Origin of the sequence: Paraglaciecola hydrolytica (assembly GCF_001565895.1) — a bacterium.
Lineage (GTDB): Bacteria > Pseudomonadota > Gammaproteobacteria > Enterobacterales > Alteromonadaceae > Paraglaciecola > Paraglaciecola hydrolytica.
In genome coordinates, this window is record NZ_LSNE01000007.1 from 259,825 (window position 1) to 282,569 (window position 22,745).

Sequence of the window (22,745 nt, forward strand, 5' to 3'; positions counted from 1 at the left end):
TGAATGCGTTCTAAGTGCCTATTTATTTAATGGAATTGGTTTAAATACAAAGCCGTTTCACCACAATGATGCACCGGGAAAGTAGGTAAAAAGAGGTTGTTATTGGCTTAATACACTAAGGCTGAGGGGCTCTAATACGCTAAGCGGAGAGTGAAACAAAACTGCTGTGACCTTTTGAAATGGCCTTAAGCAGATATTACCCATCTCCAGCTAACACCTCTTATGGAGCAGGTGTTTGCCCCTACAGATACTGATTTCAACGACCATGAGCACACAGGTCACACATTGGGCCAGCTTAACTGCTCAATATTTTAAGTGGTAATGACAACGCGCCGTTATCTGTTTGCCCCCCAAGCCAAATAATGGCACTTAGGCCACCTAAAGTAATGACATACCACAAGATGGAAACGATCTGCGCATAAGGGTTAAGGGGCAAAAGCTCACTTAGGTGGCGGCGTTTATATTCAAAGAATATTTCTACACTGCCTATGGCAAGTAAAAATCCTAACAAGGCCAAACCAAAGTGATAACTAACATAAACACCTAAAGCCGCACCCAAAGCACAGGCAATAATACCAACTCGCGAGTTGATTGAAAAAGCGATACTTTTAAGGACATGGCCACCATCTAAGGGCAACACAGGTAACATATTAAATAAATTAAGCAGTGCATTAAAAACCGCTAAACCGGCGAGAATTTCTATATCGCTAAGCCAATAGCCCACTAAACAAACAATCGACAATATCAAACCAAAAAAGGGCCCCATAATGGAAATCACAACATCTTGCCAGCGAGTATTAATTTTGTCGTCGCTAAGGGCTAAGCCGCCCACAAAAGGAATAAGGTAAATCCCTTTGGTTTTTAAACCAAAGTACTTCATCGCCTTGATATGACCGTATTCATGAAACACCAAACAAAATATCAGGGCAATGGCAAACTCAATAGAAAACAACCAGCTATAAGCGGCTAAACTGCCCGCAGCAAATAACACTTTAATGACCTTGGCACTTTTAAACAGTTTTAAGCCTAAACCCGCCATACCAATAAAACTAAATTTCATTGGCTGTTTTGTGCCTTGGACAACTTGCCTTTGTTCTATGTCTTTTTCGGTCAGGGTATTTTCATCTACAAGCTCACTATTAATTAAAAGCTTGAATTGCAGAGCAAAAGGCTGCCACTGCAGAGCACCATTGAGTTCTACTTGAATTTCACCGTGCTCAGTTTGTAGGGAAAATTGATGTAAAAACTTGTCATTGTTAGCGCTGGCACTAATTTGCGAAACGCAGTCATTCCCCCAAAATAGCTGTTGCCATCCAGCCATTGAACCTTCTAACTTAAGTGTTTTACCTAAACACTCTATTGCTAATAATTGCACTGTATAAACCCAATATAAAAACGTAGGTGGATTATTACTATATTTTCTGAGGCAACAAGGTTTATCGACAATAAAAGTTAAAAAGCAGATTAATGCAGTGGTAGGTATGCCATAAGGTAATTTCGACTGTCTTCAAAGCCGTAATCGTGCAGTACTTAGCGGATGTAATTAAAAGCGAAAAGAATTTGAACCACTGAGGACTTAGAGAGCACAGAAAAAAAGCAGGTGTAAAAAGAGTTGTTATTAGCTTAAACAGATAGGGATGACTGGCTCAAAAGTGCCAAGGGACTAAACCGCTCTCGCGGTAGGGTTGCCGCTTCGACCATGTAAAAATACCCACCATTACTGACCCGCTTCTAAGCTGAGTAAAGGGCATTTCGCCCTGAACTTACTTAGGAGTATTATTATGACTCAGTTCACTGAAGCGGTTAGCCCCCTTCGTCAGCGCATGATAGATGATATGAACATGCGTAGACTCAGTCCTAAAACCCAAATTGGCTATATCCGTGCGGTAACGAAGCTCGCAGCGTACCTTAAACATTCACCTGCTAACGCCACGGCAGAGGAGTTGCGGCAATTTCAGATAGCATTGGCCGAACAAGGTACATCCAACATCACCATCAACGCCACATTATCTGGTTTACAATTCTTGTACTGTAAAACCCTTAATCGTCCTGATGTTATTAGTAAATTGAGTACGGTGCCTACGCCGCGTAAATTGCCTCAAGTGCTCAGCGTAGAGGAAGTTAAACGCCTGATTGCGGCTGCTCACAATCTAAAGTATCGCACCGCCTTGTCAGTGGCATACGGTGCCGGATTAAGGGTGAGCGAAGTGGTGGCATTGAAGGTCACTGATGTCGACAGTAAACGCATGGTCTTACGGATTGAACAAGGCAAGGGTAACAAGGACAGGTTGGCCATGTTATCACCGGTGCTACTGGGCTACCTACGAGATTGGTGGCATTACGCGCATGCTCAGCAGTTGATGCTAAATGGTGGATGGTTATTTCCAGGACAGCAAGCGATTAACCCTATCTCCACACGTCAGTTAAGTCGTGCCTGTAAAGCGGCGGCACACGATGCCGACATTGACAAACGGGTTTCCATGCACACCTTACGACACAGCTTCGCGACTCACTTACTGGAAGCTAAAGTGGATATTCGGGTGATACAAACCTTGCTGGGTCACAGTAAATTGGAAACCACGGCACTGTATGCGCAAGTGGCAACCAAGTTACTGCATGAGGTTGTCAGTCCGCTCGATGCACTGACGTTGACGCAATGAGTCACATGATATGCCTCGCCCCTCTCTTGAGGTGGCTGATGTCTTTCGGTTTTATGGTGAGCAATACAAGGCAGTACAGCAAGGACATCTGAGCCTCAATCAACTTAAAGTGATGTCGGCCATTACACGTTGTCGAAGTGCACAACTGGGTGGTCACCAATTGCATTGCCCGCAATGTGATACCAACCTTATCGCCTACAATTCATGTCGCAATCGACATTGCCCCAAGTGTCAGTCATCCGCCGCTAAACGCTGGTTAACCGCCCGTCAAACGCAACTGATACCGGTGGATTACTATCATGTTGTGTTTACCTTGCCTGCTGCCATTAGCCAGTTAGCGTTTTATAACAAAGCTGAACTGTATGGATTGTTGTTTAGCGCCGCCTCACAAACGCTGGCAACCATTGCCCAAGACCCCAAACACTTAGGTGCGGATATTGGAACAACCATGGTATTGCATACATGGGGTTCAGCCATGACGCACCATCCCCATGTGCATTGCATCGTGCCTGGCGGCGGGATAAGTACAGACAAGCAGCAGTGGCGAGCGTGTAAAAAAGGCTTCTTTTTACCGGTAAAGGTCTTGTCTCGCTTGTTTCGTCGGTTGTTTGTCGAGGGGTTACGCCAATTGTTTGCTGATGATGCGTTGCTGTTTTACGGTGAAATGAAGCCACTCATCGAGCCTAATAACTTTAGTGCTTGGTGCACACAGCAACAAAATAGATAATGGGTGGTGTATGCCAAACGCCCCTTTGCAGGGCCAGAAGCGGTACTGGCGTATTTATCCCGCTATACCCATCGAGTAGCAATAGCAAACAGTCGATTGCGCGAAATCAACGACCAATACGTCAGCTTTACCTTCAAGGACTATCGACTTAAAGGGTGTACTAAGCACAAAGAGATGCAATTAGACACACATGAATTTATCCGCCGATTTATGTTGCATGTGCTGCCGAGTGGGTTTCATCGCATACGCCATTACGGGTTGCTTGCCAGTAAAAGCAAACTGGCGCTGGCACGACATTTACTGGATGTACCTGCCCTTGATGTTGCGCCACCATTGGAACCCGTTGTTGAGGAAAACGCGCCGTTCCAATGTCGTCAGTGCCATCAACCGATGGTAATAGTCGCGATAACATTGTCCGCCTATTTACCAAGGGCACCGCCAAGTGTGAGTAATAGAAATGAAACGTTCACACTATCAACTCAACATTAATATCATCGGCGAAACGCGGTGAGAGGCGTGCTATGTTTGAACGCTTAAAATTCGTGAAATCATGGCAATTGAAGCAATATAAAAAAGGAAGAAACAGGTGGTAGAGATGAAGAAAACACGAATATTACTGGTTCGAAAAAACATACTCAGCAACGATCAGGCAACTATCCGTCGACCCACCAACGAAATCCCCATAGTAACGACACATCACAGGTAAACTCTCGCGGTTTCCTCCCTCGGATATTATCCGCTAGCTGTCCCAGCCTAGCAGGGCGAAGGCAGTTTAGTGTGGCCGACAGCTAACTGATAATCTAAACAAAAGCCGTCATAGCCGAACCAAACAAAGAACGGCTCTGGTTAGCAGATAGCGGTCGTTTGTCTAATAGGCTTGATCTCGCAGGTTTCACACCGAGCTAACGTTTAGTCTCGGTATTTTCCTAAGCTAAGCATAATGTTTTATTGGCTTATAACTATTGTCTTAGTTCCTCCATATCACACAGTATTTCATCTAGTTTTTTCATTACTCTGCCGTACATAAGTTTTAAGTCAAACAAATAAAGTGTCGTTGCAAAATATCCGACTACTGCGATGATTAAGCAGGCTGCAAAATAAAACACCCAAGGCGTACCAAAGAGCAGGCCGCTATCAGGGTAACTCACTAAATATCCTTCAATAAGGTTTTTTCCTACTGTGGATATTCTGATTTCAACTAATATGGCAAGCGCTAATGAAGGGTAAAAAACTTGATATGCCCAAGTGAATGAGCTGACCATGTCATTAAACCATTCATTAAAGCCCTTAATATACTGGTAGCTGTTGTCAGATTTACTATTCAAATCTAGCTTCTTCAACTGTTTACGGGCAATGAAAGCAATCCAAAGCAACAAAAACGGCATGGTGGTCGCCAAAACTAACCAACCTTTAGCGAAACAAATCAAACTAATGAAAATGGGCAGTACAATTAAGTATTTAACATTTAGCGCATACATGCGGTGAATTTTATCCACAATGTTTTTCGATTTCTTGCTATACAGATTATTAATTTTAGGGATGGCTGTTAGGTTGCTTTCCACGAAACCGTGTTTCCAAATTTGTTCTATTGAGTTATTCATCTAGAGGTCCTCTATGTTAAGTAGTTTGTTCAGCCGTATTTTTATGCGAGTAATGCGAACACCTATATTGTTAGGGTTTGTTCCAATAATTTCACTTATCTCAACATAGGTTTTTTCTTCCAAGTACAATAGAATAATGGCTCTATCTACTTCTGATAATTGACGAATTCCAGCATATAATTGTTCTATATCGTGCTCTGCGGATATTTGACTATCCGCTATCGCCACATCGGGAAGTAAGTCTGAAACAAACGTATTGTTCTTATTTTTTTTCAAATAGGTCAGACATACATTAAGCGATAATTTGAACACCCAAGTAGACCACTGGGCATCGCCATTAAAATTATCTTTGCTTCGCCATATTTGTAGACAAACTTCCTGATAATAGTCTTCAAAGTCTGCTTGAGTATTGGTATACGCACGACAAATTTTCACTATGATTGCTGCATAGGGCAAAATAGACATAGTGTAAAAATCACTTCCCATATATTGAGTGCTTCCGTTTTATTGTTTTCCTAGTTAGTGGCTTAAATTTAGATTTATTACACATGAGGAAATTTATTTTTGGTTCTAGCCTTGTTTTAGAAAAAGTGGATTCAGTCTAAGTATGTGAGACCATTGTTTAATTAAGAAATGGTTGCCTATCAGTTTTTTGTGAAGTTGCAATATACGCACACAAAACAGACATTCCTACTAAGCCGCATTACTTGAATAGTTCAGAAATAATTTTGACTAAGGTCAAAGGTAGGTGTCTGAGTTATCGTTTCTTCTATTGCTAAGCAAATTCCATATTAAGCGTAGCTTTCGGAAAACTAGTGACATAACCACTATCGAATTGCAGTGATCGGCACAAACTTGCAATTCAACCTCCACCTTTCGTATGACCGCTTTGGCAGTGAACTTATCATACGCCACAGCCAAGGCCTATGACCGTTTCTCGCTCATAGCCGCCTATCTATATAAAAATCAATTCAACTACTGAGCCAAATACCCATAAATCTTTGCCTATTTATTTTGCGAGACTTTTTTCTCCGCTTTCTCTGTGGTGATAACGCTTTGTCTTGTAACTAGTTTCTAGCCCCTGCTTGCCCTTTCTATATTCAAATATGAAACAGACTGCTTTATTGTGATGATATTGCTTAACCAGTTGTTAAAAAACTCTCTATTAACCTTATTTTTACAATCGTAGTTATGTTAATGTGACGTAAATTGATTTAATATGACTGTATATAGTTAAACTTGAGTGGCTAGGTATTCAAGACTAACACTTAAGCATTCCACCCCATTTGTTTAAAAGGACAACAGATATGCCTGCTATTGCTCACGACATTGCTTATTCCACCATTCGTACCAGCATCGATAAGCTGATCAATAACTTGGTCAACATTACCGATGACAGCGGTGAGTTTTTACTTAAGTTGGACGATGGTCGTATCATCGATACCAAAGGTTGGAACGACTGGGAATGGACTCACGGCATTGGTTTATATGGCCTGATGAAATACTGGGATATCACCGGTGATGACAGCGCTAAAGTGATTATCGAAGACTGGTTTAAAAATCGTTTTGCTGCAGGTACACCGACCAAAAACGTCAATACCATGTCGCCGTTTCTGACGCTGGCCTATATGCAGGAGCGCAGCGGTAACCGCAGTTATTTACCTTATTTAGATGTGTGGGCTGAGTGGATCATGGATGGCATTCCACGTACCGAAGAAAATGGGATTCAGCACATCGTGTTTAACTCGGTTAACTACCAACAAATGTGGGATGACACCTTGATGATGAGTGTGTTGCCACTGGCTAAAATCGGTTTGTTGCTTGACCGTCCACATTATGTGGAAGAAGCCAAACGTCAATTTATGTTGCACATCAAATATCTGGCCGATCGCAAAACTGGCCTGTGGTTCCACGGCTGGACATTTGATGGGCGTCATAATTTTGCTGATGCTTTATGGGCGCGTGGTAACTGTTGGGTGACTATCGCCATTCCTGAATTTATTGAATTGTTAGATTTACCGGCTGATGACGGTTTACGTATGTTTTTGCTCGAAACCCTCGAAGCTCAGGTTAAAGCCTTGGTTAAAACCCAACATAAAGATGGTTTATGGCACACCTTATTAGATGATCCTGATTCTTACTTAGAGGCGTCTGCGGCAGCAGGTTTTGCTTACGGGATATTAAAGGCTGTGCGTAAAGGTTACCTCGACAGCAAATATGAAGATTGCGCCATCAAAGCCATTAAAGCGGTGCTGGCTAATGTAGATGACAGTGGTGAGTTACAACAGGTGTCGTTTGGTACACCGGTATTTGATGACTTACAGGGTTATCGCGATATCCCGTTGACTTCAATGCCTTATGGCCAGTCGATGGCGATCTTAGCTTTTGTGGAGTTTATGAATCGCTACATCTAATCGGCTAGCGCATTTAAGTAGCTCGCGCGTTACTTATGTTAGTCAAAAGAAAAGCGCAATCAGAATAATAAAAAGAGAATTAACATGAAAGAACGTAAAATTGGTTTGATAAATTACACCGCCTATGGCCTCGGAGATGTACTCGGGGCGGGGTCGATGGCGGTGATCAGTACCTGGGTACTGTTTTTTTATACCACCTACTGTAACTTAGGTCCTTTGCAGGCAGGTATTATCTTTGCCTCCGCAAGGATCATCGATGCAATAGCAAGCCCTTTGATCGGCTATCTTTCTGATAATGCAGACTCTACCCGTCTGGGGCGCCGTTTTGGCCGCAGGCGCATATTTTTATTGATTGCCATTCCTTTATTACCCAGCTTTGCTTTGATGTGGGTCAGCGGTCAGCACTTTATGTACTACTTGTGCACCTACATCTTTTTTGAGTTGGTGTACGCCTCGGTACTCATCCCCTACGAAACCCTAGCAGCAGAAATGACCGATGATTTTCGTAAAAAAGGCATGTTTGCTGGCTCGCGGATTTTAGTTGGCCATATGTCGGCCATAGCGGCAACGATACTGCCAGCGTGGATAGTATCAGCCCTTGGTGGGCAAGATTCGCCTGATACCTTTTTGATCATGGGCGGCATATTTTCCGTGGCCTTTATGATCGTCGTCGGCCTTGTGTATATATTTACCTGGGAGCGCACGAAAAGCGCGGAAGAGTTGGCACAACCCAAGGTCGAAAAAACCTCTTTGCTTAAGGTTTTTAGTAAGTTGTACAAAGGTTTGGGTTTTACCTTAAAAATCCGTGCCTTTCGTTTGCATCTGGGCATGTATCTAGGCGGTTATATCTCGCAGGATATTTTTAATGCAGCCTTTACCTATTTTGCGGCTTTTGCTTTGGGTGGCATGTTTGCTTATAGCGCCAGCGAATCACTGAGCCTGACTTCGTATTTAATGGCCGCTATTTTTAGTGTGCAAACTCTGGCGGTTGGGGCGGTATTTGCTTGTGTTGCCTTACTGCCTAAGTTTTTCCCCGCGCTGACCTATCGTTTTGCGGTGGTTTCTTACATCATTGGCATTATCGGTTTAGCCTCGTTTTATTATTTTGCACCCGAGAGCCAAACCGGCCAAATTAGCTGGTTAGTGATTGCCCTGATTTTTGCTGGCATAGGCCGCGGCATACTCAATTACATTCCATGGAATACCTATAACTATATGGCTGATGTTGATCAGATAGTTACCGGTCAGCGCCGTGAAGGCAGTTTTGCTGGGGTGATGACTTTTGTACGCAAAGCGACTCAGGCCAGCGCGGTGTTTGCCGTAGGTGCAGCACTGGAAGTGGGTGGTTTAGTTAAAGGCGAAAGAATGCAAAGTGCCGATGTGATGCAATCTATCGTGATGATTATGACCATAGGTCCGATTCTGGTATTGATTTTTGGTTACTGGGTATCCACTAAATTCCATTTAAATACCGATACTCACACTATTCTAATGGCTGAGATTGGCCGTTTTAAACAAGGTGAGCGTCAACCTTCTGATCCACAAACTCAAGCCATTATCGAAGATTTAACGGGCTGGAAGTACGAACAGTTATGGGGCAACAATACCCTTGGTATGGGGCCTGTGATGGCTGAGAAAAAGATCGTGGGAGAGGTTTGATGTTAAAGCCTAAATTAGTCTCTGTTTCAGCACTGTTACTGACGCTGTGTTTAGCGGCGTGTGACAAAACGCCTAGCAGTGCAGCAACAATAACAACAGACACCGCCATCCCTAAAAGTTGGATCGATCCGGATACCGGCCATAAAGTGGTGCGTTTGTCGGAAGAGCCGGGTTCACGCTCTTTGTATTTTCACCAAAACTCTTATGCTGCCAGCGGCGATAAGATGGTGATCTCGGTAGACAATCCCAAAGGTGTGGCTGTGGTTGATTTAGTCAGCCAGCAAGTCACACGCCTGTATGAAGACCCGAATATCGGCATTTTATTTATGGGGCCTGTGAGTCGCGATGTCTACCTCACTTACATTCCGCCAATAGATGGCGAAGTGGTGCATCCACAAAACGAACTACAAACGCCGACCAAAGTATTAGCAGTGAATATAGATAGCGGTGCGGTGCGCGATGTTGCCACCGTTGCGCGGGGTAAAATTCATTCAATCAATAACGACGAAACCTTATTGATCGGTGCCTTTGCTGAAGCAGCCCATAATCTTGAAACTGGACCACGAGACAGCCGTTTTGAAGCCCGTTACGAAGCCAAAGATGCCGATGGTAATCCATTGAGTTTTGCCGATGCTAAAGAAGTACGCATGGATGAACGTTTAGAAAAGCGCATCCCCATGCAGATGTTTACCGTCAATATTCAAAGCGGTGAACAAAAGACCATCATGAAATCCACCGATTGGCTTAACCATATCCAGTTTTCACCCCATGATCCTGAGTTAGTGATGTATTCCCACGAAGGCCCCTGGCATAAAGTGGATCGCATTTGGGTGACTGATATTCATGGCAAAACACCTGAAAAAATCCACAGTCGCATGATGAATATGGAAATTGCCGGGCACGAATTTTGGAGCTTTGATGGCAGTACTATTTATTATGATTTGCAAACCCCACGCGGTCAGGATTTTTGGTTAGCGAGCTACAATCTTGAAACCGGTGAACGTGTATGGCGGCATATGGAGCGTGATGAATGGTCGGTACATTTTAATATATCGCGCGATGGCAAATTGTTTGCCGGTGACGGTGGCGACAACGAAATGGTCGCTAAAGCCAAAGACGGTAAGTGGATCTACTTGTTTGATTCAGTACCAGTAAAAGATGTAGCGGGCATCAGTGCACGTAACGCCAAAGATCTGGTTAAACCCGCCGTACTTAAGGCCACTAAATTGGTCAATATGCAAAACCATGATTATCGTCTAGAACCAAATATTACCTTTACCCCCGATGGTAAATGGTTGGTATTTCGCTCCAACATGCATGGGCCTGTGCATGTGTATGCGGTAGAAATTGCCAAGCACTAAGCCATTTGCCAAGAATAACAAGTGACTAAGTATTTAGCGTCGCTCATTGGTGTTTGTTTAGGCTTGGCTTTACTGGTGGGCTGCCAGTCTATGCCCTCAGAATCAGCTATTGCACCTAAACCTTTATACCGTGATCCACGTTATGACGGAGCTGCTGATCCCTTGGTGATTTGGAATCATCTGCAACAAAAGTGGTACATGTTCTATACCAATCGCCGCGCCAAGGCAGAAAACCTACAAGGAGTGGAATGGGTGCATGGCACACCTATCGGCATCGCTGAGTCAACAGACGGAGCCAACTGGCAGTATCTACAAGATGCTGAAATTCATTATCCGCCAGCCAAAGATATGGCGCTGCCAACCTACTGGGCTCCTGATGTGCTGTATGCCCAGGGGCAATACCACATGTTTCTGACTATAGTGCCAGGGGTATTTCAGGACTGGAATCATCCACGCAATATTGTGCATTTTACCAGTCAGGATTTACTTAGCTGGGACTATGCAGAAACCCTTAAACTCAACTCTGAACGGGTGATAGATGCCGATGTGATTGCACTGCCACAAGGCGGCTACCGGCTACTTTACAACGACGAACCCGATGGTAAGTCGGTTTATTATGCCGACAGTACAACTCTGTTTAACTGGCAGGATAAAGGCAAACTGCCGATTGAAAGCCGCGGTGAAGGGCCAACCGCTTTTGAGTGGCAAGGTTATTGGTGGCTGGTGGTCGATGCTTGGCAAGGATTGAGGGTTTATCGCTCTAATGACTTAAACACATGGGTAATACAGCCTGAGCCTTTACTTGAACAACCCGGTACAGGCAAAGATGATGGGGTAATGGGCGGCCATCCCGATGTCATCGTCAACAACGGCAAAGCTTATCTATTTTATTTTACCCACCCCGGACGCAGGCCTGAAAATAAAGGCATTGACAACTACTCTACACGGCGCAGTTCTATCCAAGTAAGCGAACTTAGTTTTGCCGATGGTTGGTTGACTGCTGAGCGCGATAAAGCAACCCTGATTAAACTTCAAGCCCCAAATCAATAAACAGATTTTGCCGATTTCTAACACAGGGCGCATTAAGTGTCCTGTTTGGTTTTAATCGCTGAATATTGTGCTGTTTAAATGCACAGGCAATTAACGTTTGTCCAATAAGAGAAGAGCGGGGACATAGTGGGGTAATACAACCGCTTTGTTTTGCACTATTTTCAGAAAACCGATATAAAAGAGTAACATGTGTGCAGAGTAAAATATTGCACTGCACGAAATTGGACAAATTGTCGTGTTTAATCACCCCATTTTGTCTTTAACTAAATTGTTATGTGCTTAGGAGAATCTTCGGTTATGGATGATAAGTTTTGGGAAGTCGTTAATAAATACATTAATAAAGCCGATGAGATAAAAGAGGAAACTTCGATGCCTCAAGCAAGCTCATCTTTATTGTATGCAGCGGCCAGGTACAATGCTTTGAATATCATTAGTAAGTACGGTGAAAAAGAGAGAGAAGAACATACTAAACAGCATATAGAAATATATGAAGAGTTTTTGAGGAATTCTATTCAGCACTTATATGATAATCGCACATAACAAACCAATTATTCCGACCTCAACTCGCTGCGCTCTTTTCGTCGGCATATTGGGGCGTTATAAATCACAAAAGAATGGTGTGACGTATCTGGTAAGTTTACTGATTCTTGTTTTATCTGCTTGCGTCAATAAACCTATTATTCAAGAAGCGGTGCTCTGTTTTGAATCTGAAGAAAAGGCTGAAGCAATGGGGATGCGCATTTTTTCAGATAACTTTACAGAAAGAACTCGATACTGGTTAGATGGATCCTCAGAACCCATAAAAGGACTAGGTATTAGCTGGCGTGTTAGTGATCCAACTTTTTTCTGTAAGGCTGGTTTATATCCTATTGTTGTTACATACGAACCAAAGGATGAACCAGAATTCGAACCAAGTTTAGTTTTAAGCAAAGGTGTATTAAGCGCAAAGCTTCTAATTAAAAAGTACCGCGATTTATAACAAGGCAATTAAAAATTCGGACACAAAACAGCAGGCTGTGTCCGCTTCGCTGCTGATTATTGCCTGCTATTTTGTGCCGTTTATGGCGGTGCAATGTAAATTTTAGTTTGTAGGAGTCGTTAAAAATGAAGATGGTCTATACAAATGAAAGCAATATTCTCGTCAACAGCGCCAAAAATATGCTGGTGCATAATGGTCTGTCTGTTTCAGTGAAAAATGAACACAATTCAACCGGTGGACATGTGTTACTTGCAAACATGGAGTTGTGGGTTAATCACGATGCAGATTATCTAGAAGCTATGAAACTATTAAGTAAACTAGACTCCAGAAAAACGTCAGAAGAGTGGACATGCTCCGAGTGTAATGAAAAGAATGATGTATCTTTTGAAATCTGTTGGAATTGTCGTAGCGAAGCTGTACCACAAGCCTGATTTATATCACAAGTTGCCTAAATTTGCCGCCAAAAGTGCGGCTGACTTGGGTATTGGGGGAGGGTGTTGACTAGCTTGCTTCATGTTGATGTTCTATACATAATGCATGCAAATTTTGGCCTTTGCCGACAATGAATGTGAAAAAAGCATGAAATTTCCAGTACATGGTGATGTTAACGTCGAAGTGAGCGGGCAAATAATTATTGTTCATGTACGTGGGCCTTGGAATATTGAACTTGTGCAACTGTCTCGCAGTAAGTCTCTTCCTTATGTAAATGATTTATCAACTCAAGGTTGTTGGGCTCTTATTGTTCAGGTCAGTGGATCTGTAGTTTGCACGCCTGATTCCTTAACACTGATTAAACAAGGTGCGGATAAGGATATTAGTGGTGGTAAACGAATTTGCACAAGTTATGTCATAACTCCAGATACAGAAGGATATAATTTAATGCTGCCCATCTGGCATGACATTTATCGCGGTAAAATCCCCTTTGAAATTTTTGCTACCCTTGATGAAGCAGTAGATTGGAGCCATCAACAATTACTGAATAGCCCCTAATTCACAACGTTGGCGTTATTTACTTCAGCAAACCACGCCATTGCAATATAGGCTTTACTTAATACAACAAACTATAGACCTTGCGACGGTATTTAGATTTTAAGGGATCGCCGTCGGGTAGGGCGTTGATCATGTCTAAGGTAAGCTTTTTGGCGTCGCCAAAATTTAGATCTTTAATCAATATACTCAGCGCTAATTCGAGTGCTTCTTCTACTTGATTGGCTTGATGGAGTTGTACGGCCAGTTTTAATTTCAGTTCAAGATTATCTGGATCGGCTGCCAGTTCTTGTTGTAGTGCAATGATTTCAGGCGATTCTGCGGCTTGTTCTGCTAATTGAATTTTACCCAAAATGCTTTTGTATAAAGCATCCTGATCAACTAAACCAATAGTCGCCATCAGCGCTTTAGCCTGATTAAGCTGCCCCAACTCTACCTGACAATCAGCCAGCAATAGTTTGATATCAGCACGTCTGTCGTCTAAATCATGGGCTTGTTTCACTAGTGTATAGGCTTGTTGGTAATCGCCATGGCTGATGAGTTCTTGTGCTTGTTCTAATAATCCATCTTCGACTTTGGGCAGATGTTTATTTAGTAATTCGATTATTTGTGCTTCAGTTTGTGGGCCAGCGAAGCCGTCTAAGGGTTGGCCTTCTTTAACCAGAATGACGGTAGGCAAACCTTTTATACCAAATTGCTGGGCGATTTCTGGCTGACTTTGGCAATCGACCCGAGCATGAATTAGCGTGTCTGGATAATGTGTCGCAATTCTGGCCAAAACAGGCGCAAGCTCTTGACTGGGAGCATAACCTTCAGCCCAAAATTCAACCATCACTAAACACTGTTGTGAGTCGTGTATGATAACTTGTTGAAAGTTTTCTAAGGTAATGTTGACGCTAGTTTTCATATTTTTTCTCTTTAAATTGCCTGTTGTCTGAGTTGGGGCAAGTTAGCTAAAAACAAGTTTATATTAAGCATTATCGATGATTAATTTAATGAATGCTTAGATTAATTGGTGAGTTTAAAGCGCTAAATAAAGCGTTAAAACCCATTGGCATAAAACTTATATCTTGTTAATTTACCTTATCGTATCTGAAGGTGGTTTTCATGGTTCTGCATTCTCTTGGGTTTGCTAAAATAGTCTTATTGGCAGACGATATTGCCGAAGTGATTATTGACCAAGGGGTCGTGATGGATCTAAGCATGGTCAATCGGTATCATGACTTTTTGCTCAGCCATTTGCAGGCACCATTTTCGTTGTTGATAAATAAAATCAACGAATATAGCTATGATTTTAATGCACAAATGAAGATTGCTAATATTCCGCAAATCAAAGCCATGGCGATAGTGACTTATACTCGACAATCAGAGTTCACTACGCAACTGCTCGCTGAAACCACTTACCGGCAAATAGTATGGAATATACAAATGTTTCCCCAGCGCGATATGGCATTGAAGTGGCTGTACAGCCAGCAATTAAATGTATCGGTCACAGCAAACATGACCCAAGCAAACTAGGCCAAAACCATGAGTGACAAATACCGTAGTTTCAGCGAATTTTATCCTTATTACCTGTCAGAGCATCAGAATCTGACTTGTCGACGTTTGCATTTTATCGGCTCATTATTGATCATTTGTTTGTTGATTTATGTTGTACTGACTCAACAATGGCGCTGGCTTTTTGCTGTACCTGTGTTGGGTTATGGTTTTGCCTGGGTTGGGCATTTCTTTTTTGAACACAATAAACCCGCAACCTTTGATTATCCTTTTTATAGTTTGTGGGGTGATTGGGTGATGTTTAAAGACATTCTGCTTGGCAAGATAAAGATCTAGATTTTTAGACCTTGTAGCTACTTGCAAACATAAGAGTTTCTTTTTATTAACTAAATTTTAGCAATCACACTGCGCTTTTAGTCTTTTCTGTTTTTGTCAACCGCCTGTGCTTAAAAAAAGTACAAATTTGTTGCCCTTCAAGGCTTTCCAAGCGCTTGAAAAACTCGTAAACTTGCGCCCCTTTTTGAGTGTTGGACGTTTTTTGCACGATTCCAGATTGAAGTTATGATGCAGATTGGTCCTTATACTTTAGATAATAATCTGATTTTGGCGCCCATGGCGGGTGTCACTGACAGACCTTTCAGACAACTGTGCAAGCGTTTAGGTGCAGGTCTGGTGGTATCGGAGATGTTGTCATCCAATCCGCAAGTATGGCAGATGGATAAATCCAAACACCGTATGGATCATACCGGTGAAGAGGGTATCAGAGCGGTACAGATTGCAGGAGCAGATCCCGAGTTGATGGCGCAAGCCGCACAGATAAACGTCAGCAATGGCGCGCAAATTGTGGATATCAATATGGGATGCCCGGCAAAAAAGGTGAATAAAAAATTAGCAGGTTCGGCTTTATTGCAAAACCCCGCTTTGGTTGAACGTATCATCAAAGCAGTGGTTAATGCGGTAGACGTGCCGGTTACTTTAAAAATACGCACAGGTTGGGATATTGAAAATCGGAATGGGATAGCAATTGCCAAGATTGCCCAGGACAACGGTATTCAATCATTAGCGGTGCATGGTCGCACGCGAGCCTGTATGTACAAAGGTGATGCTGAGTACGACACGATTAAAGCCATTAAACAGGCTGTGTCTATCCCAGTAGTTGCCAACGGAGATATAACAGACGTACATAAAGCTAAGTACGTACTGGAATATACTCAGGCAGATGCGTTGATGATCGGTCGTGGAGCTCAAGGTAACCCTTGGATTTTTCGCGAGATCTTACACTATCTGCAGACTGGCCAGATGTTAGCTACTCCCAGTATTGGTGAAGTGAGTAGCATATTGCTTGAGCATGTTGCCAATGTTCATCAGTTTTATGGTGAATATTCGGGAGCGCGAATTGCCCGCAAGCATGTTGGTTGGTACTTAGCTGAGCACGATAAACAACGAGAGTTTCGTGCAAAGTTCAATGCTATTGAAGATGCTTCCGAGCAACTTGAAGCCTTAAACCGGTATTTTGAGACACTTGATAAAGACTCAACTTACTTTGACAGATTGGCAGATGGATCAGTGACTACACTGGCTTCGTCTGTCGTTTAATGATGACTAACTAAAGAGCACGATGTAATGTTCGAACAAAATGTAACTTCTCCGTTTACTACTACGGTAACTACCCCTTCACAAACTCAAGCGCAAAAACCTTTACGCGATTCAGTTAAACAAGCGGTGAATAAGTATCTTAAGCAATTAGATAATACCAACATCGAAAACTTATATGAGTTAGTTTTGGCTGAAGTTGAAGCGCCAATGTTAGAGGAAATCATGACCTTTACTCGCGGAAATCAAACTCGTGCCTCAACCATGTTAGGTATCAACCGTGGTACTTTGCGCAAATTGTTAAAGCAATACGGCCAGAACTAAGCATTATTGCCTATAAAGGAGCACCATCGGGTGCTCTTTTTGTTTGTGCAGTTGGATTATAATCCAACTGCACAAACGTAATTTTTTCCTCAATTCACGCAAAATGTTGCCTTTAATAGTGGACTAAGTATGAACACAACGACTGCAAACCCTATACGCCGCGCTTTGTTAAGCGTCTCTGATAAAACCGGTATTCTTGAATTTGCCCAGTTTCTGGCCAGTCAGGGCGTTGAACTGATTTCAACCGGTGGTACGGCTAAATTATTAAGCAGCAATGGCCTAAAGGTCATCGAAGCATCAGATTATACTGGGCATCCTGAGATCATGGATGGCCGAGTTAAAACCTTACATCCTAAAATTCACGGTGGCATTCTTGCGCGTCGTGGTCAGGATGATGCAGTCATGGCTGAAAATAATATTCAGCCTATCGATTTAGTCGTCGTGAATCTTTACCCTTTTGCCGCCACAGTGGCCAATGATGATTGCAGTTTAGAAGACGCCATTGAAAACATTGATATTGGTGGCCCAACTATGGTGCGCGCCGCAGCCAAAAACCACAATGCGGTGACTATCGTGGTTAATCCGGCTAACTATAAACGTGTTATGGCTGAAATGACTAAAGCACAAAATTGTGTGAGCCATGCCACTCGTTTTGATTTAGCCATTGCTGCTTTTGAACATACTGCCGAATACGACGGTATGATCGCCAACTATTTTGGTGCCATGGTTGAATCCAGTGAATGTGAAGACGATTGTGGTCATCACCACAGTGAGTTTCCGCGTACTTTCAACATGCAGTTAACGAAGAAACAAGATTTACGTTACGGCGAAAACAGCCATCAAAACGCCGCTTTTTATGTTGAAAACAATATTCAAGAAGCCTCGGTAGCCACTGCTACTCAGTTGCAAGGTAAAGAGTTATCTTTCAACAATATCGCCGATACTGATGCCGCTTTAGAGTGTGTTAAAGAATTTGCTGAGCCAGCCTGCGTTATCGTTAAACATGCTAACCCTTGTGGTGTGGCCTTAGGTGATAACATTCTGGATGCCTATAACCGCGCTTATCAAACTGATCCTACTTCTGCCTTTGGTGGCATTATCGCGTTCAACCGTGAGTTAGATGCAACAACGGCCCAAGCCATTGTTGATCGTCAATTTGTTGAAGTGATTATTGCTCCTACTGTCAGTGAAGAAGCCGTTGCGGTAGTTGCTGCCAAGAAAAACGTGCGTTTGTTAGCCTGTGGTGATTGGCAAGGCCAGTTAACCGATGGTTTTGACTTTAAACGTGTGAATGGCGGTTTGTTGGTACAAGAGCGTGACTTTGCCATGGTTGAGTTAGAAGACTTACAAGTGGTCACTAAAGTTAAACCCACTGAAGCTCAGTTAAAAGACCTGATGTTTACTTGGAAAGTCGCTAAGTACGTTAAGTCTAATGCCATTGTTTATTGTAAAGATGGTATGACTATTGGGGTGGGCGCTGGCCAAATGAGCCGTGTCTATTCAGCCAAAATCGCCGGTATTAAAGCCGCTGATGAAGGTTTAGTGGTACCGGGATCTGTGATGGCTTCTGATGCGTTTTTCCCTTTCCGCGATGGCATAGACGCCGCAGCGGCAGCGGGTATCGCGGCGATTATTCAGCCTGGTGGTTCGATGCGCGACCAAGAAGTAATCGATGCTGCTGATGAACATGGCATCGCCATGGTGTTTACGGGTATGCGTCACTTCAAACACTAGTTAAAGACTAAGTGACAAATAAACGGGGTCAGATGACTCCGTTTTTACTTACATGTGCTGGCTTTAATGTTTACAATTTGCCTCCTTCTTTTGCAAACATGAGAATATCCGTATGAAACGCTTAGTTAAATTCGCAGTCCTTGCTTCACTTGTTACTTGCTCTCCCGTTTTTGCCGATACATTACAAGATGCTATTCAGTCAGATTCTCGTACTACCGCCGAGCGTAGCCGTGATGAATATCGCCATCCTCAGCAAACCCTACGCTTTTTTGATGTACAGCCAAACATGGCAGTAGCCGAAATTGCACCGGGTGGTGGTTGGTATAGCAATATTCTAGCGCCTTTGCTTAAAGAAAAAGGCCAGTATTACGCTGCCCACAACTATGTTGATGATAAAAGTTCAGATTACTACCGCAAGGGTTTAGCCGCGTTCAAAGAAAAAGTCGCCTCTGATGCCAATTTTAGTAATACCAAAGTTACCGCTTTTCATCCCACTAAAGCCTTAGACTTTGCCCCAGCAGGCAGTCTTGATCGCGTACTGACTTTCAGAAACGTGCATAACTGGTACATGGGTGATGGCCAAACGGGTATCGACAACGCCTTTGCCAGTTTTTTCAAAGCGCTTAAGCCAGGTGGTGTATTGGGCGTAGTCGAGCACTCATTACCTGAAAGTTTTGACGACGAGTTTCAAAAGAAATCAGGATATATGAAAAAATCCTTTGTGGTGGCAGCGGCTGAAAAAGCCGGATTTATCTTAATTGCCAGCAGCGATGTGAACGCTAATCCACTGGATAGCAGTGATCACGAAAAAGGTGTATGGACTTTACCGCCCAGCTTACGTTTGGGTGAACAAGACCGAGCTAGATATCTTGCCATTGGTGAGAGTAATCGTATGACCCTAAAATTTATTAAACCTACTACCAAGTAAGAATTATTGTTTATGAATGTATTAATCATCGGCGGCGGCGGTCGCGAACATGCCTTAGGCTGGAAAGTCGCACAGTCTGACAACATTAAACAGGTGTTTGTCGCACCGGGTAATGCTGGCACCGCTTTAGAAGCTAAACTGGTTAACGTCAATATAGCCGTAGAAGATATCCAAGCTTTAGTTGCTTTTGCCCTAGAGAAAAAAATTGAGTTAACTATAGTTGGCCCCGAAGTGCCGCTGGTGCTGGGTGTGGTTGATGCATTCCAAGCTGCTGGTTTAGCGATTTTTGGACCCACTCAAGCTGCCGCGCAGCTCGAAGGGTCTAAAGCCTTTACTAAGGACTTTTTAGCCCGTCATGCTATTCCAACCGGTGAGTATCAAAACTTCACTGAGATTGAGCCTGCTCTTGCTTATGTCAGAGAAAAAGGTGCGCCTATCGTGATTAAAGCCGATGGTTTGGCTGCTGGCAAAGGTGTGATTGTCGCCATGACTTTAGTTGAAGCCGAAGATGCAATCCGCGATATGTTAGCCGGTAATGCCTTTGGTGAAGCGGGCAGCCGCGTAGTTATTGAAGAGTTTCTCGACGGCGAAGAAGCCAGTTTTATTGTCATGGTCGATGGTAAAAATGTACTGGCTTTTGCGACCAGTCAAGATCATAAACGTGTAGGCAATGGTGATTCTGGTCCTAATACTGGTGGTATGGGTGCTTATTCACCTGCGCCTGTGGTAACGCCAGAAATCCACCAACGAGTGATGGATGAAGTGATTTATCCTACCGTTAATGGCATGGCCGCTGAGGGTAATACCTATGTGGGCTTTTTATATGCCGGTTTGATGATCATGGCCGATGGCACACCTAAGGTGATTGAATATAACTGCCGTTTTGGTGATCCAGAAACCCAGCCCATTATGATGAGATTACAGTCAGATCTCGTCACTTTGGTTGAACATGCCTTAGCTGGCACCTTAGATCAAGTGACAGCCGAGTTTGACCCACGGCCTGCCGTTGGCGTGGTATTAGCCGCAGGTGGTTATCCCGATGCGTATGCGAAAGGCGATGTGATCGCTGGCCTGAGTTTGGGTAACAATGATGCTAAGGTTTTTCATGCGGGAACTAAAGAAATCAACGGTCAAGTGACGACTAATGGTGGCCGAGTGCTGTGTGCTACTGCCTTAGGTTTGTCAGTGACAGAAGCTCAACGCAGTGCTTATAAACTAGTGAAAGAAATAAGCTGGAAAGGTATATTCTACCGTGATGATATTGCCTATCGGGCAATTGCTCGAGAGCAACAATAGTTTGTAAAATATTCACCAGAGTCGTTCGGCTTTGGTGAATTTATTCAAGATGTACTAGCCACTACTAATATTCGTTTGTTCAGATAAGTACTTACATACTCCCACTATATATTGTTAAGACGCGAGAACTACGCGGTTGCGACCATTTTCTTTGGCAATATAAAGAGCTTTATCGGCACGTTTTAGGCAGTCAGCAAATCGCTCGTTATCAAGATTTTGTGCAAGCCCCACTGAAACTGTGATGCTGTGGTCCAGCAGTAGCGAAAGTTCCTTGCTTAATTTTATGCGTAGTTTTTCGGCTAAAATTTGTGCGCCAGCTGCATTGGTACTTGGCAATATAATGACAAACTCTTCTCCGCCCCAGCGTGCAGCCAGATCCTCTTTACGTACCACGCTCTGCATAATCTTCGCTCCTTGAGCTAATACCTTGTCACCTGCATCATGCCCTAGGGTATCGTTTAAAAGTTTAAAGTGATCAAAGTCAATTAACATGACACAAAAATGAGCTGAATTATGGCGCTGCTCATCATCTATATTTTCGATCGCTTCCATCAAGCCTCGACGGTTGAACAAAAGGGTCAGTGGATCTTGATTCGCCTGCACGACTAAGGTTTGCATAGCACGGCTGTCATTAATAAAACGTACGTAAGTTAAGTAGTTTTGGCACAGGGCAAATGACAGTAGTCCAAGCCCTGCCATATTGACGGTACTGATTATTCCCAAACTATTGAATATGTCGTTTATTGATAATGAAAAAAGTAATATTGAACCCAGTGCCATCAAACGAGCACCTGTGCGCTTACGATAAGCGGCTAATAAAATCGAGTACAGGCCATAGACTAAGACAACCAAGGCAAAATATTGAAAATAAGCCATCAGGTAGCTAAATGTTACTGGTGGTGTAAACAGCGTCGTGACAACAAAAACGGCGGTAATACTGCAAATTGCAATCAGCGGTAAACGTCGAAATTCTTCGGGATAACTCAAGCGAAAATATCCGGTAAACAAGGGAAGAGCGAGATAAAAAGTTAGAAAATTAATACGTATTGCAGTGTTAAACGATAGTGATACGGAATCCGTTATATACAATATGTGACTGGTTTCTACTTCACGCAGACCCAAACAGATACAACTAAGAGCCAGTAAAAATGGCAATAAATCTGATGGTCGTAACACAAAGTGAAACAAACTGAGTATCGCAATGGTGACAAAAATCGCGGCAACACTAACGCTGCGTATCAGTTTTTTCAGGTGAGCTTGAAATTGTTTATCGGCGGTAGCAAGGGTCATTGAAAACCATTGCCCGCCCCACGCGAGTTCATAATTGGATACTTGTAATATCATATCCAGTTGTCCATTGGGTACGCTAATTTGAACGATTTTAGGAGCATATTGAGCAACTGAATCTTGTTTATTAGTGCCTACTTGACCCGCTTCATCGACTAAGGTTTGATTAACATACAAGCGATAAGCAGTGCCCATCACCGGTACAGACAAGGCAAGCAAGTCTGATGTCGGTTGAATGTTGATACGTAAGCGATACGTTGCAAAACCACTCGGTGTGATTTGCTGCCCTAAGAAGGTTTGTCTATCCCAAGACTTTGGTGCTTTTAATAATTCAACAGGTGAGTCTATTTCTGCGTCGAAACTCTCTGACATAACCAGTTGTTGCCAATAAAACTGCCATTCGCCTGCGAGTGGGATAGGTTCACTTTGAGAAAGGTCAAGGGTACTGAGTTCGAGTTTTCCGCCTATGGCTTTGGGATGTTGGGTAAGCCAATTACCATTGATTTCAACAACCACACTGAATAGCAATACAAATAAACATACACCAAGGACCGCAGCAGAAATCCGCGCTAAGGTTTTCGCTTGGGGCCACAACCGAAATTGCGGCTTGAGTGAAGTGCTCTGATTGTCGAAAATAAATAACTCCTT

At 43.2% G+C, this 22,745-nt stretch carries 21 protein-coding genes and 1 pseudogene; 17 read left to right on the top strand and 5 right to left on the bottom strand.

The window, feature by feature from the left end; translation table 11 throughout:
* Window positions 1-295: 295 nt before the first annotated feature.
* Window positions 296-1,375 carry a metalloprotease gene (locus AX660_RS14900; RefSeq protein WP_068378343.1) on the bottom strand — a complete coding sequence of 360 codons (1,080 nt, stop codon included), beginning with the start codon at window positions 1,373-1,375 and terminating at the stop codon, window positions 296-298.
* Between the two features lie 406 nt (window positions 1,376-1,781).
* Between AX660_RS14900 and AX660_RS14905 the strand changes: the two genes are divergently transcribed.
* Together AX660_RS14905 and AX660_RS14910 are read left to right on the top strand one after the other, a co-directional pair.
* Window positions 1,782-2,660, top strand: a complete 879-nt coding sequence (locus AX660_RS14905; RefSeq protein WP_068378345.1) for a tyrosine-type recombinase/integrase — start codon at window positions 1,782-1,784, stop codon at window positions 2,658-2,660.
* Window positions 2,661-2,670: 10 nt separating this feature from the next.
* Window positions 2,671-3,876 (top strand): annotated as a pseudogene (locus tag AX660_RS14910) (IS91 family transposase).
* Between the two features lie 470 nt (window positions 3,877-4,346).
* Here the strand turns inward: AX660_RS14910 and AX660_RS14915 are convergent.
* Both AX660_RS14915 and AX660_RS14920 read right to left on the bottom strand, forming a co-directional pair.
* The gene (locus AX660_RS14915) at window positions 4,347-4,988 is read right to left on the bottom strand and encodes a hypothetical protein (protein ID WP_068378347.1); all 642 of its coding nucleotides are present in this window, start codon (window positions 4,986-4,988) and stop codon (window positions 4,347-4,349) included.
* Entirely contained in the window at window positions 4,989-5,474 is a 486-nt protein-coding gene (locus AX660_RS14920; RefSeq protein ID WP_068378348.1) for an RNA polymerase sigma factor, read from the bottom strand.
* Between the two features lie 821 nt (window positions 5,475-6,295).
* Between AX660_RS14920 and bglB the strand changes: the two genes are divergently transcribed.
* The 8 genes from bglB (at window position 6,296) to AX660_RS14960 (ending at window position 13,441) form a co-directional block, all read left to right on the top strand.
* Window positions 6,296-7,402, top strand: coding sequence for a beta-galactosidase BglB (gene bglB, locus AX660_RS14925; protein ID WP_068378350.1), 1,107 nt, complete (start codon window positions 6,296-6,298; stop codon window positions 7,400-7,402).
* Between the two features lie 84 nt (window positions 7,403-7,486).
* A complete protein-coding gene (locus AX660_RS14930) occupies window positions 7,487-9,061 on the top strand; it encodes an MFS transporter (RefSeq protein WP_068378352.1) in 1,575 nt (524 codons plus the stop codon).
* The gene (locus tag AX660_RS14935) at window positions 9,061-10,422 is read left to right on the top strand and encodes an oligogalacturonate lyase family protein (RefSeq protein WP_082768930.1); all 1,362 of its coding nucleotides are present in this window, start codon (window positions 9,061-9,063) and stop codon (window positions 10,420-10,422) included. The genes AX660_RS14930 and AX660_RS14935 overlap by 1 nt, the downstream gene beginning before the upstream one ends.
* A 21-nt stretch (window positions 10,423-10,443) precedes the next feature.
* A complete protein-coding gene (locus AX660_RS14940; RefSeq protein WP_082768931.1) occupies window positions 10,444-11,472 on the top strand; it encodes a glycoside hydrolase family protein in 1,029 nt (342 codons plus the stop codon).
* Between the two features lie 297 nt (window positions 11,473-11,769).
* Complete coding sequence (locus AX660_RS14945) at window positions 11,770-12,012, top strand: DUF3144 domain-containing protein (protein WP_068378354.1); 243 nt, start codon at window positions 11,770-11,772, stop codon at window positions 12,010-12,012.
* Window positions 11,996-12,451 (top strand): hypothetical protein, encoded by a 456-nt coding sequence (locus tag AX660_RS14950; protein ID WP_068378356.1) that lies wholly within the window; start codon window positions 11,996-11,998, stop codon window positions 12,449-12,451. The genes AX660_RS14945 and AX660_RS14950 overlap by 17 nt, the downstream gene beginning before the upstream one ends.
* Before the next feature lie 125 nt (window positions 12,452-12,576).
* Complete coding sequence (locus AX660_RS14955; RefSeq protein ID WP_068378358.1) at window positions 12,577-12,882, top strand: putative signal transducing protein; 306 nt, start codon at window positions 12,577-12,579, stop codon at window positions 12,880-12,882.
* 106 nt (window positions 12,883-12,988) lie between these two features.
* Entirely contained in the window at window positions 12,989-13,441 is a 453-nt protein-coding gene (locus AX660_RS14960) for a hypothetical protein (RefSeq protein WP_068378361.1), read from the top strand.
* A gap of 58 nt (window positions 13,442-13,499) precedes the next feature.
* Here AX660_RS14960 and AX660_RS14965 read toward each other — a convergent pair whose 3' ends face one another.
* The gene (locus AX660_RS14965) at window positions 13,500-14,345 is read right to left on the bottom strand and encodes a thioredoxin family protein (protein WP_068378363.1); all 846 of its coding nucleotides are present in this window, start codon (window positions 14,343-14,345) and stop codon (window positions 13,500-13,502) included.
* 200 nt (window positions 14,346-14,545) lie between these two features.
* Here AX660_RS14965 and AX660_RS14970 point away from each other — a divergent pair, with 200 nt between their 5' ends.
* The 7 genes from AX660_RS14970 (at window position 14,546) to purD (ending at window position 20,810) form a co-directional block, all read left to right on the top strand.
* The gene (locus AX660_RS14970; RefSeq protein WP_068378365.1) at window positions 14,546-14,956 is read left to right on the top strand and encodes a hypothetical protein; all 411 of its coding nucleotides are present in this window, start codon (window positions 14,546-14,548) and stop codon (window positions 14,954-14,956) included.
* Window positions 14,957-14,965: 9 nt separating this feature from the next.
* A complete protein-coding gene (locus AX660_RS14975) occupies window positions 14,966-15,271 on the top strand; it encodes a DUF962 domain-containing protein (RefSeq protein WP_068378367.1) in 306 nt (101 codons plus the stop codon).
* A 228-nt stretch (window positions 15,272-15,499) separates the two neighbouring features.
* Complete coding sequence (gene dusB, locus AX660_RS14980; protein WP_068378653.1) at window positions 15,500-16,531, top strand: tRNA dihydrouridine synthase DusB; 1,032 nt, start codon at window positions 15,500-15,502, stop codon at window positions 16,529-16,531.
* Between the two features lie 27 nt (window positions 16,532-16,558).
* Window positions 16,559-16,852: a DNA-binding transcriptional regulator Fis gene (gene fis, locus AX660_RS14985; RefSeq protein ID WP_068378369.1), complete on the top strand. Its 294-nt coding sequence runs from the start codon at window positions 16,559-16,561 to the stop codon at window positions 16,850-16,852.
* A 129-nt stretch (window positions 16,853-16,981) separates the two neighbouring features.
* Entirely contained in the window at window positions 16,982-18,586 is a 1,605-nt protein-coding gene (gene purH / locus AX660_RS14990; protein WP_068378372.1) for a bifunctional phosphoribosylaminoimidazolecarboxamide formyltransferase/IMP cyclohydrolase, read from the top strand.
* A 112-nt stretch (window positions 18,587-18,698) separates the two neighbouring features.
* Entirely contained in the window at window positions 18,699-19,514 is an 816-nt protein-coding gene (locus AX660_RS14995) for a class I SAM-dependent methyltransferase (protein ID WP_068378374.1), read from the top strand.
* 12 nt (window positions 19,515-19,526) lie between these two features.
* Entirely contained in the window at window positions 19,527-20,810 is a 1,284-nt protein-coding gene (purD, locus tag AX660_RS15000; protein ID WP_068378377.1) for a phosphoribosylamine--glycine ligase, read from the top strand.
* Between the two features lie 114 nt (window positions 20,811-20,924).
* Here the strand turns inward: purD and AX660_RS15005 are convergent, their stop codons facing one another.
* Window positions 20,925-22,691: a sensor domain-containing diguanylate cyclase gene (locus AX660_RS15005; protein WP_068378379.1), complete on the bottom strand. Its 1,767-nt coding sequence runs from the start codon at window positions 22,689-22,691 to the stop codon at window positions 20,925-20,927.
* Between the last annotated feature and the right edge of the window lie 54 nt (window positions 22,692-22,745).